At 44.9% G+C, this 11,347-nt stretch carries 10 protein-coding genes and 2 pseudogenes; 5 read left to right on the forward strand and 7 right to left on the reverse strand.

What is annotated here, in order from left to right:
• Nucleotides 1-87, reverse strand: an 87-nt coding sequence (locus tag B7L15_RS18980) for a transposase (protein ID WP_139839413.1), incomplete at its 3' end; no start/stop codon positions are given.
• Nucleotides 88-226: 139 nt separating this feature from the next.
• Here B7L15_RS18980 and B7L15_RS18985 point away from each other — a divergent pair.
• Together B7L15_RS18985 and B7L15_RS18990 are read left to right on the forward strand one after the other, a co-directional pair.
• Nucleotides 227-535, forward strand: coding sequence for a hypothetical protein (locus B7L15_RS18985; protein WP_139839411.1), 309 nt, complete (start codon nucleotides 227-229; stop codon nucleotides 533-535).
• Nucleotides 532-1,914, forward strand: a complete 1,383-nt coding sequence (locus tag B7L15_RS18990; RefSeq protein WP_085920456.1) for a DEAD/DEAH box helicase — start codon at nucleotides 532-534, stop codon at nucleotides 1,912-1,914. Before B7L15_RS18985 ends, B7L15_RS18990 begins: the two co-directional genes overlap by 4 nt.
• 145 nt (nucleotides 1,915-2,059) lie before the next feature.
• Here the strand turns inward: B7L15_RS18990 and B7L15_RS18995 are convergent, their stop codons facing one another.
• From B7L15_RS18995 to B7L15_RS19015, 5 genes and pseudogenes are all read right to left on the reverse strand, one after another.
• Complete coding sequence (locus B7L15_RS18995; RefSeq protein WP_085920457.1) at nucleotides 2,060-2,476, reverse strand: hypothetical protein; 417 nt, start codon at nucleotides 2,474-2,476, stop codon at nucleotides 2,060-2,062.
• Nucleotides 2,473-4,536: a hypothetical protein gene (locus B7L15_RS19000; protein WP_085920458.1), complete on the reverse strand. Its 2,064-nt coding sequence runs from the start codon at nucleotides 4,534-4,536 to the stop codon at nucleotides 2,473-2,475. Before B7L15_RS19000 ends, B7L15_RS18995 begins: the two co-directional genes overlap by 4 nt.
• The gene (locus tag B7L15_RS19465; RefSeq protein ID WP_139839412.1) at nucleotides 4,533-6,626 is read right to left on the reverse strand and encodes a hypothetical protein; all 2,094 of its coding nucleotides are present in this window, start codon (nucleotides 6,624-6,626) and stop codon (nucleotides 4,533-4,535) included. Before B7L15_RS19465 ends, B7L15_RS19000 begins: the two co-directional genes overlap by 4 nt.
• 2 nt (nucleotides 6,627-6,628) lie before the next feature.
• Complete coding sequence (locus tag B7L15_RS19010; RefSeq protein ID WP_085920460.1) at nucleotides 6,629-8,077, reverse strand: tyrosine-type recombinase/integrase; 1,449 nt, start codon at nucleotides 8,075-8,077, stop codon at nucleotides 6,629-6,631.
• A gap of 74 nt (nucleotides 8,078-8,151) precedes the next feature.
• Nucleotides 8,152-8,499: pseudogene (locus tag B7L15_RS19015) on the reverse strand (CLCA_X family protein); the annotation flags it as partial.
• Between the two features lie 123 nt (nucleotides 8,500-8,622).
• On the opposite strand from B7L15_RS19015, the gene B7L15_RS19020 reads away from it, so the two are divergent.
• Nucleotides 8,623-9,681, forward strand: a complete 1,059-nt coding sequence (locus B7L15_RS19020; RefSeq protein ID WP_085920461.1) for an oxidoreductase — start codon at nucleotides 8,623-8,625, stop codon at nucleotides 9,679-9,681.
• Nucleotides 9,682-9,721: 40 nt separating this feature from the next.
• On the opposite strand, the gene nudE is transcribed toward B7L15_RS19020, so the two are convergent.
• Nucleotides 9,722-10,336 carry an ADP compounds hydrolase NudE gene (gene nudE / locus B7L15_RS19025; protein WP_085920462.1) on the reverse strand — a complete coding sequence of 205 codons (615 nt, stop codon included), beginning with the start codon at nucleotides 10,334-10,336 and terminating at the stop codon, nucleotides 9,722-9,724.
• A 72-nt stretch (nucleotides 10,337-10,408) separates the two neighbouring features.
• Between nudE and yrfG the strand changes: the two genes are divergently transcribed.
• Together yrfG and B7L15_RS19035 are read left to right on the forward strand one after the other, a co-directional pair.
• The gene (gene yrfG / locus B7L15_RS19030; RefSeq protein ID WP_085920463.1) at nucleotides 10,409-11,062 is read left to right on the forward strand and encodes a GMP/IMP nucleotidase; all 654 of its coding nucleotides are present in this window, start codon (nucleotides 10,409-10,411) and stop codon (nucleotides 11,060-11,062) included.
• A gap of 18 nt (nucleotides 11,063-11,080) precedes the next feature.
• Nucleotides 11,081-11,206, forward strand: a pseudogene (locus B7L15_RS19035) (S4 domain-containing protein); the annotation flags it as partial.
• Between the last annotated feature and the right edge of the window lie 141 nt (nucleotides 11,207-11,347).

The raw sequence follows: 11,347 nt of genomic DNA on the forward strand, positions 1-11,347 counted from the left end.
AGCCACGTCAGCAACACGGTGACCTCGGTTTACCACCTGTTTAACGGCTTCGATCTTGAATTCTTCGGTGTATCGTACTCGGCTCATGCGTCCTCCTAGGTGCCTTCAGTATAAGGCCTGGAGGTGTCTACAAAACCAGGGGCGATTCAATCATTCCTTGCCTTCCATAAACGGAGCTGGCTTGTGCCTGGAGGGAGAGAGCTTTGAAAGATGGCATCAGAGGCTAGTGCCGCAAGCTGACAATGAAACAGCAAAAGAAACCACAATCCCGAATGAGAAAGACGGTTTTGAACAGAGTACCAGTGTTCAAAAGACTGCTAGCCAATTTGCCTTGGAGAAAGAGCTAAAGGAAACGCAAAGTGAATTTCTTTCTACGCTGGGGGAGGTCGAGGCTTTCCGTGAGCTAATGGATGAGTATCCTGAGCTTAAGCCGGGTATCGTTGTTGATCACCGTGACGCTTATGACCGGAGCGCACGCTTGATGGGCCGAGTTCGTGCATTAGAAAAATCGCTACATCGACTGGGGTGGACATGAGCACGCGACTGCGGAGATGGCAAGCAGAGTGCTTAGAGCTAGCAAAGATTCATTACTCACACCATATCGACTTTTTCGTTCAAGCAACACCTGCGAGCGGAAAAACCCGGTTAGCGGCAGAAATTGCCCGCTGGCTCTTGGAAGAAAAACGCATTGATTTTGTTATCTGCTTTGCTCCAACGCGAGAAGTAGTGGCTGGCATACAGCGCACCTTTTCTGACGTATTGAATCAGCGGTTTGGCGATACGCTTGCGTCGGTCGGGGCTGCCTATACGTACCAATCCATGGAATATCATCCTGAGGAATTTTGGACCTTATTTACGGAATATCGCACGTTGACCATTTTCGATGAGATGCATCACTGCGCGGGCCATGATCCGCTCCTGAGCAATACATGGGGTCAACAAATAATCGGGCGCATTCAAAATGCGGCAACTTACACTTTAGCGCTATCAGGCACTCCTTGGCGTTCAGATGAATTACCCATTGCATTAGCGCGATACAGCGACCCAGAAGGCAAGCTGGTTTGTGATTATCGTTATGAGCTTCAAACCGCCATTCAAGATGGTGTATGTCGCTCACCACGAATTACGCTCATTGATAACCCACTGATCCGTTTGACCGAAGAAACAGAAAGCACAGCGTCTGTAAGAGCATTTTCTTCATTTCAACAGTTGCTGGGTGAGTCGCCTGTCAGCTACGAAGACCTCTTGCGACACGACGACATCCTTAATGCGGTGCTGGATCTGGGCATAGAAAGACTAAACGAGACGAGGAAGAGTGTACCTAATGCTGGTGGTCTAGTTGTTACAACAGACATTGAGCATGCCCACCAAGTCGCTGCGCTTTTGAGGATCAAAGGTGAAAGCCATGTTGTTGTGAATAGCCAAACACCGAAGGCACACCAGTTGATTGACCAATACCGGCATAACAGCACGCGCTGGATTGTCGCTGTCAGCATGATATCAGAAGGAACTGATATTCAAAGACTATGTGTATGTGCCTACCTGAGCAGGATTCGTACGGAGTTGCATTACAGGCAAGTTTTAGGTCGAATTTTGCGCAAAATAGGCGAATCAGATTATAAAGCATGGCTCTATGTAATCTCTGAGCCACTACTACGAAAATACTCACAGCGAATTGCAGACGATTTGCCGGAAGACCAGGCAACGCTGCAGATCAAAAAGATCAATAAACGCTTGGAGAAAGCGCGTTCAGGCAAAGTGAGCGGTAACGATGTGAGTGAGGCAGAAGCTAATGATGACCCACTATATTCAGACGAGGAGATCAACCAGCGTGAAATGTTACCTGTCGAACCTCCCTTGCTAACGTTGAGTTTTTCAGAATATTACCGCCAGCATCTTTTGTCTCTTTTATAAGCTAATTTTCAACAATGTTAACCCTTTAAATTCCTATTGTTCTTCTAGCTTTGTGGCTCATATATTACGTAGTCTTATAACGTATTGACCTTGATGGCTGCGAAATTTCGCTGACTTCGTTAGCTTTGTAGGTGTTTTTAAATATTTAATTTTTACTGAAATTAGGTTGAGAGATATTTGATTTTAGATATTCAATCTCTTTTTTGAGCTCATAATTCACTTTGATAAGATTTAACATTTTTTCTAAGCAAAGTTCGTGTTCTGCTGTTAAATTGTCGTGCTTTTCTGAGAGTTTTTTGATCCTCGTTACAGAATTATTATTCTTTTTTTTAGGATGTTCAAGTTGCTTAAGTTTTCTAGCCGCTTCAGCTTCCTCTATCTGTTTGCAGAGTTTTGGATAACGTGACGCTCGAATAAAACCTTTTTTCTTCCCCGCTTCTATAGCGACTGTGGTTGTTGAAAAATGAAAACTAGGAGAGGACGTATCGACAATTTCCGCTTCACCTTTCTCCAACCTTTTGAGAGCCGCTGTATATAGGGCCTCTCCTCGTAATGTACTCATAATGTATCCTCGTTTACGTCTACCATGCTTATAAGCTTTTCGCGCAAGTGAAGCGTCGTTTGAATGTCTTTAATGTCTCGCTCTAGTTGCTTTCCATAGGGCGTTCCTGTACCAAAGTACTCTAAGCGGGCTACATACTCCTTTTGTGTTTTTTCGAGGAGAGGAACAGTTTTACTGTTGAACACAGACCAACCGCAGCCAATACAGGTTGTAATAGAACTAAAAGCAATGCGATCACACACCTCCACGGCCATGCAACCACCTAAGGGGGTTTCCGCGTAGCGCATACGGCCTTGCTTAATTTTTCTCTTTGTCTTTTCTCGATCAGTTAAAATGGTTGGTAGCGTACCCGAAAATTTTTGTTTCTGAATCTGTGTCCCCATACCGCCAAAAATAATTTCATCAGCGGTGACTACTTCATCATATAAGAAGTCTACTTGGCCTTGTACAAGTTCATCTTGAAACTCTTTGATAAATCCTCTTTGCGAGATAACAGCGCTGTCAAAGATCTGGTCATTAGATTTTGGTAAGATGAAGTTTTTCGCGAAAGCAGCATTATTTCCATAAAACGCACTAGTTCGTATCGATATATGTTTGAGTTGTTTTTTTAGAGTTGGAAGAGAAACAAGCCCGCTTCTTGCTGTATAAACCGCTAAGGAACGACGATACATGTGTGTTTGAAACGAGAAAGGTTTGCCAACTTCTATACCAGGTTTAAGTGTCTCAATATTAGCAAGAGGATCAATGAAAAGTATTTCAGCTATGTCTTCTTTGCTAACTATAATTTCTGGATCCAAATTGATTGGATGATCTTTAAAAGAGTTAAGAGATAGTTTTTGTAATGGGTAACTATAAAGACCACCGTTACCTTTAGATTGTGTTTTTCCAGAATCTGTTGAGAGGAATAAAGGAACCGATGCTTCATCCACTTGGCCTAGATCAATATCGTAATCATAGGAGAGTAATATCCTATTAATAACTTTTGCGGCTTCAAAAGCGAGCTCAACTTCAGGGGAAGTGACCCAGTCCGCGAAATACCCCGAGTCTCTAGCCATCTTAGTTGTATAGGATCTAATAATCGGTATGTCATGACGGCCAACTTTTTTGATTTGAAATCCATCCATAGCAATAGAGACAGATTCCCCAATTCTCATACCACTGAAGGCATGAATTATTTCTAATATTGGAAGTCTTACTCTAGTGATAGTTCCTCGTAAGGATGTGAAGTCAGAAACGTTAAAATTTTTTATAATTGAAGAATAGCGATTTTTATTTAGCTCATCTAAAAACTCTTTTGTTAGAAGTGATTTTGTGTATTTAGTGCTCATTCCCTTGCTAGATAACCTTTTCATGCATGATTTTCTAAAGCTAAATAGCTCTTCAAATTGTGAAGACGATTCAAGGAACATCTCAATATAATCAAAACAAGTTTTGATCCTTCTAGACAGTATCCTGGTTGGGATTACTGCTGTTTGTTGAGAATTATACGGATATTCTTTAATCAGTCTATTGAGATACTCACGAACACGATCTGAAGGAAAAAAATAAAAGCCATCTATGTTTTTTGATATCACATGAAGAGCAGAGAAGAGTGTTTTTGCATCTAGAAGGCGTCGTGCAATTTGTTGTTTATCTAAGTTTGTGTCATTCACAATGAGATCAAGTATCGATATGTCTTTCAACGACTCTTTTATAGAAAGTTTCTTTTTAGCAGCAAGTCTCGAATGACGTTTTAGAATATTAAATAATTCAGCAACTGTGTTTATAGCACGAGCACTACTGTTGTATATGAAGTGAAAAAGTATAATTCTAAAATCGTAATCGTACTTTATAGAGCTATCTTTAGAAGTTATTTCAGTGATGAATTTTTCTATATGAAAACGTTGTCGAGCAGGATACATGGAAAAATCCCAAGCTTGATCACCATAAACACTCACAATGTTTCCATCAGTATCTCGGCTCATCACGTGCTTATCTTTAGGAATATATTCGTCAGTTGACACTGGATCTGGTTTTGCAAGGTCACCTAGTTTCTGAAGATAGTTAGGCAAGTTATTCATTTAGCATATCCAAGCTCGATTAGAAAATTAAAATGATGTTCCCAAAAATCATCCAGCTCACCTTCTAACACCTCTTCGGAGACTTCATTTAGCAAATCATTTTTTTCTGGATATGCTTTTTTGATATGCTGCAGTATCTCCTCAATGCGACCTTCTATGGGAGAAAATATTGAGATGTAGCGATCAACCGATCCAGATCGCTCTTTGATTAGTGGAAGAAGCTCACGGAATGAAAGTAACTTTTTTAAACCGGATCTATCAGCGTGAATTGCGAAAAACTCGCAAAATAGGCATGTTTCACTTCGAGCACAGTCTGGTTCGGGAGCACCTTCCCCAAATTGATTCGCTTTTCTGGGTTTTACAAAATTTGTGTTAATACAGTTACCTACAGGCAGGTTATCGGTTTCTGCATCCTCGATTATTCTTATAGGTATGCACCCTGGTACTGAGTGGCCTGTGGTTTTCACTTTTTCAATAACTTTGGAGTAGTAATCGACAAGCTCAGGATAGGCGTCTTCTGCATTTACGCTTGAGTACGCCCTTTGAACAGTTCCAAAAGTATTTCCAAGCTTCTGGGCAACTAGTGCCGTATTCCCACCAGATAGTTTGTAAAAATCAAAAGAAACACCTTTTCTAAGCGTTGATGCAGATATTATTTTGACTGGTATTTTATACCTTACGAGCATAACTTTTAGAGAGTTTATAGTACCGCTCGGTATTTCCCTGTAAGAATTCTTATTTATCTGTCTTACTTTTCGTAAGGATACTATCCTTACGTTATTTTTGAATGTTTCCACATCGTCGAATAGGAAAAACCAAAGAGGGGGGGGGGCTTTGTATAATTGTGATACAGCCCAGGATCTTAATTTAATGAATTTATTAAAATATTTTTCGAAGTTTTTTTTGAACTCCGCATAAACAGTCTTGTTTCCAGCTCTTACTTTCAATCCTGAGAAAACATAACCCCTTTGCGGAATATATTCTTCTGAACCGTATTGTAAGTTTTTTGCTACCGAGTAATTAAGGCCCGTGGCGGCTAAAAAGCAATACCAGAAGCATATAGTTGCAATATCATATAGATTCTGTAACTGCCCGTTATATCGCTCCTCGTTGTTGTTAATTTCGTTTATCTCTGCGACCTTTAACCTAAAGTTTTTTTCTACAGAATTTCTTGGTGATCGTCCATGTCCTTCAAAACTCACTATATCAAAAGTTTTAGTAAATCCCGAACTCTCGAGCATTGAAGTAAATTCTTCGAGACTTTTTATTTGTCCATTAGTTCGAAAGTAATAGTCGGTATAAATTCCGGGTTTGCTGACTCTTCCTTGCCAAATAAATGATTTGTCGATGCCAGCATTTAAAAGGTCTATGCGCCATGGATAAGGCTTGCGATTTAATATGACTTCATGTAACTGCTCAAAGATTGATAGGCAGACATACACAAATTCTTGCCGGTCGCATTTAGCAGCTGGTTCTTTCCCCGATGAATTACGGGAAGATCTAATCGATGGAACTTTTCGTTCAATTTCATGTTGACTAATATTGTAAGCTGATTGTATTAAATTACGTACTATAGTTGCATATGCGAATGCCCCATTAGTAGCTATGGCATCTTTCGATCCTTTCGCTAGCCTAGCTCTGTGAGCAAGATGTTCAACATATTTCTTGTAACAGACAAGAGCATTATGCTCATTTTGTGGCCACTCTCCTTGGTCCAACATGTCTTCCACAAACTTTAGAAATGTTAATATCTTTGCTGACTTGTCTAAAATACTATTTTCCGAACCATTTTGTTCACGTAAAAAAGATATTACACTTCCAATAAAGTGGACACGCTCCGGTCGAAAGCTGGAAGGGTCAACTCTTACCTCTCTAATTCCATTGAAAGGATTAGGGGTGTAGAAGACTCTTGAATCTCTTCGAGTAAAGCAAAATTTTCCAAAATCGTATCTTCTGGGTGGCTTTGTTCCAACTTTATCATCCTGAAAAAGAATGACATTTTCTGGCTGAAAAGGAGTAACAATTTCCGCCTCTTTAAGCGAATTGGCTTTTAAATAAAGGTGGTTTGTTTTTCTGAACTGCATGTTCATAACTAGTTTTCTATCCCGATGCTTTCGTATTCGTCAAGCAACTGCTCTTCAAACTCCATAGAAACTTTTTCGTAATGCTCGAAAAGTTGCCCGAAGTCAAGATAAGTCTGAGTCGTTTCTATATTACTATGCCCCATTCTTGTTTTAACCTCATTTAAAATTTGGGCTGATGTATAACCCTTGTTATTTAGTTTTCTAACTAAGTTCATACCAAAGGTGGCTCTTAAATCATGAAATTTAAAGTATCTTAACTCTGGGTGAGTTTTTGCAAGATTTTGTCTAAATTTTTTGAGATTCATTCGAACGGTGTCGCCTTTGTTTTGTATAAAATCTTTAGAGTTTACAGAGTGATTCGATTCCTCATTTTGACGATCCATTATTTCCTGCTTCGAGATATAAAAGGGTGCACCTGTCTCCGTGAGGAAAAGATAATTAAAATCTTCTGTGCCGTAGTAAGACTTTTGCATTAACGATTTATGGTAGTTTGATGTTAAATAAATATAAAGTGTTTCAATCAACTTCCTAGGGAATAGCAGGCGATGTAACTTACCGTTTTTTGTATTTATCAAGTGGCCGTCATTTTTTGCGCCATTCCCTGCTTGAATCTCAATGCTCGAAGCGTTTTCAGTCATTAATGTTTTGTAAGCGGTTTTTATGTGATGAACTCTGATTGTACAAACAGTTTGCATCCTTGCGCCGGTAGATAGAGTTATCCTCATCATAAGTTCTAAATTGAATGGGCACATTTCATTTTTAAATCCAGAAAGAATTGCTCTTTGTTCTTCAATGCTTAGCGGCCTGAGCTGCCCCCCATCAACAATCCGATCAAGTCTTTTGTGAGATTTAGTATGACGGATAGCCAAATCTGATGTGGTAACGTTTTTGAATCTACTAAATCCTCTCACATCCAAGAATTTAATAAATCGATGAACGTCTTTGAATGGTGAGTTTTTAAATTCTTTTTCTCCAACTAACCCTTCTTCAGCAATAGTTCTGTAAAAATGAACGACGGTGTTGATAATATTTGATGCGTAAAGTGGATTAAGTCCTCTAGTTATGAAATCCTGAAGTTTATCTTTAAAAAGGTAGGTAACACGTTCGGAGCGTCGGAGAGGAAAGTGCATAAAGTCGGTGTCAATATCTTCTAAAAATCGCAGGTAGGCTAGGAGATATGTGGCACGGCTTTTGATCGTCTCCATGTCCCAAGGCCGCTTAGTTTCGACAAGTTTTAGGAGGTAAGCGTTGCCAATTTCCCAAGGCAGGCCATTTCCTTGTATTAAAACCGGAAGATTGGGCCACCACCCTGGTTTTCTGTGGAATTCGAAGTTTAGGTTTGAATCAGTCCCGGTACTAGTTGAGTACGTGAATTCACCAAAATAGAAACGAGTGATTTCGATAATTTTAGCTGTTGAATCAAATTGGTCCCGAATTCTAAAAGTGCTCGCGTTCACAGGAGATCCTCAAGAAGAACGTCAACACTATATAGCTGTTTCGGTGTTTTAAGTCAACGTATTCGCTTCGGTGTAAACCACTCGTGAGCGATGCTCCCGGGGCCCGCATTTTTGGCCAGTGCAAAGCTGCGCTGGCTGGGGTCGTAGTGGGCGGAGACGCCCGGCCTTCCGCCGCTACCGTACTGCAAGGCGAGCGAGCCGCGTAGCGAAATCAATGCTTCAGGTCCCTGCAAGATCAACATTAAATCGCATAGCGCATCATGGAACAGCTCCGCTGCGCGGTCACGCTCGGAGTTTGTCACCCAGCGGCCAATTTCGATGGAGCGAAAATCGAACTGGCGACGAATTAGCGCAAAGCTACTCGCGTGCGCTTGGCGGTGGCGTGGTCCGTTGCGATAAAATTCCCGCGCACTGATACTCAAGGCATGGCTCGCTCAGGTGGGTCAATAGAACTCGTAGCCTCATGATATCGCGTTGGCATCTGGTTTGCTCGGGGTGCTCATGCCACAATCAATAAACGCCTGTATTGACCAGTAAGGAATGCAATGAAGTCGAGTATTAATGTGGGCCTTGTGGGCTACGGTTTTGCCAGCAAAACGTTTCATGCTCCACTGATTCAGGCGACCGAAGGTCTGGATCTGGTCGCTGTCTCCTCGAGCAATGCGGCAAAAGTGCGTGCCGACTTGCCCGATGTCGAGGTCGAAAGCAAAACGGTGGCGTTATGCGAGCGCAAGGATATCGACCTGATCGTGATTCCCACGCCCAATGACACCCACTTTCCGCTTGCCAAGGCGGCCCTGACGGCGGGCAAGCATGTCGTGGTCGATAAACCCTTTACCGTTACGCTCTCTGAAGCCAAGCAGCTAAAAGCATTGGCGACCGACAAGGAGCGGATGGTGTCGGTATTTCATAACCGTCGCTGGGATAGTGACTTCTTGACCGTCAAGGGGCTGCTCCAGGCGGGGATATTGGGGCGTGTGACCGGGTTTGAGTCGCACTTTGACCGTTTCCGGCCTGAAGTGCGCGATCGCTGGCGGGAAAAGGCGACGCCAGGCGGCGGTATCTGGTATGACCTGGGGCCTCACCTTCTGGATCAAGCCTGTGAACTGTTTGGCATGCCCAACGCCATTTTGCTGGAGCTGGACGCGTTGCGCGAGGGGGCCAAGGCCGATGACGACTTTCTTGCCCTGCTTGATTATGAGGGAGTTCGCGTCACCCTTGCGGCGGGCACTCTGGTGGCTGAACCCACGCCACGCTTTCGGATTCACGGTACCCAGGGAAGTTTCGTCAAGTACGGCCTGGACCCTCAGGAAGATCGCTTGAAAGCCGGTGAATTGCCTGCCTCCCAGTGGGGCGAAGATACCCAGCACGGCACCCTGACGCTGCGGGAAGGCGAGGGAGAAAGTGCCCCACTGGTACGCCAGGAATACCCCACCCAGCATGGCGATTACCTGGCGTATTACCAGGGCATTGCCAGTGCGCTTCTCGATGAAGCGCCATTGCCGGTGAGTATTGAAGATGCGCTGCGCAGCATGTCACTTCTTGAAGCCGGTCTTGATAGCCATCGCCAACGGCGCTGGATTTCGTTGAAAAATCATCTCTAAGCACGGAGCAAGACTGGGACGGCCGGCGGGTCGTCCTGTGTTAAAGCAGATTCGTCGTGCTATTGCGTTTATCTTCACGCAGTTTATCGCGGGCAATGTACAGCGCAGCGATTGCCCGTGCTTCATGAAAATCCTCACGCATTAACAAGGCGGGAAGCTCCTCCAGGGCGTGGGTCTCAACGATTAATGGCTCGGGCTCGTCGCCGGGCAGGCGCTTGGGATAAAGGTCAGTCGCCAGCAGTACCTGCATCCGGTGGCGCATATAGTTGGGTGCCAGGGAAAGCTCGGCGAGTGGCTCAAGGTGATTCGCACCGAAACCGCATTCCTCCATTAACTCCCGGTTGGCCGCGGTGACGATATCTTCACCGGGGTCAACCAGGCCTTTGGGCAGCGTCAGTACATAATCCTCGAAGCCCGCCGCGTATTCACGGATCAACAATACGTGTTCCGGGTCGGGCATGGCGACGATCATCACCGCGCCTCTGTCGGCGCCGGTCAAGCGCTCAAACTGACGCTCCTCGCCGTTTGAGAAGCGCAAGTCAAGCGCTTCAACCTGAAACAAGCGACTTTGTGCGACGGTATTGCGCGCCATGATTTGCGGTCTTTTCAGGTAGCCGGGCGAGGTATGATCGGCGGTTGAGTCGTATTGGGACATCGGGCCTCCATGGCTGGTAAACGGTAGTTAGGCTACAATAGCACGCTTATAACTTTCACGATGGGAGTGGCAATGATCGAGTGGAGTGAAATTGATACCGTGCTGTTGGACATGGACGGCACGCTGCTGGATTTGCACTTCGACAGCCATTTCTGGCTGGAACATCTGCCACGCCGCTACGTTGAACTTCACCAGTTGGACGAGGCAACCCAAGACACTCTGCGCGCCCGTATCATCGGCGAGCAGGGCACGCTCAACTGGTACAGCCTGGCCTATTGGAGCCGCGAACTTGGCGTCGATATCGTCGCCCTCAAGCGAGAAGTGCAGCACTTGATCGGTCTGCGCGGCGACGCCCTGGATTTTCTGACCTGGCTGAAGCAAGCCCATCCCCGCGTCATACTGGCAACCAACGCCGATCGGGCCAGCCTGGCTCTCAAGCTGCCGCTCACGGGGTTGGAAAACTACCTGGACGCCATCATCTCATCAGAAGACGTCGGTGCGGCAAAAGAAGAGCAGGCCTTCTGGTCAGCGCTGCAGGCGCTCGAACCGTTCGATCCCGCGCGAACATTATTTATCGACGACAACCCTCACGTGCTTGCCAGCGCCCGGACCTTTGGTATCCGCTATCTGATGGGCATCAAGCAGCCCGATAGCCAGCGGCCTGAAAAGGCGCTTGAGGAATTTGTCGCACTGGACCGATTTGCCCAACTGCTGCCGCGTGCTTGAGCAGCGAGGAGAGCGTTAATGAGCGATAGCGTTCGCTTGGATAAATGGCTGTGGGCCGCGCGGTTCTTTAAAACCCGCGCGCTGGCCAAGAAGGCCATCGAAGGTGGCAAGGTGCAATACGACGGCACCCGCGCCAAAGTAAGCGTTCATTCCAGGACGTAGTTGACTTACTTCACGTTGCGGAGAGGCCTTAACAACTCCGGCGAGACCTTGTATTGTTTGGTGCCGTCCTCGGCTAACACGATCACGCTCTTGCGGTTGATCTTGGTGACGATCCCCAGTAAC

The sequence above is a fragment of the Halomonas sp. CSM-2 genome, from assembly GCF_002119345.1.
GTDB lineage: Bacteria > Pseudomonadota > Gammaproteobacteria > Pseudomonadales > Halomonadaceae > Vreelandella > Vreelandella janggokensis.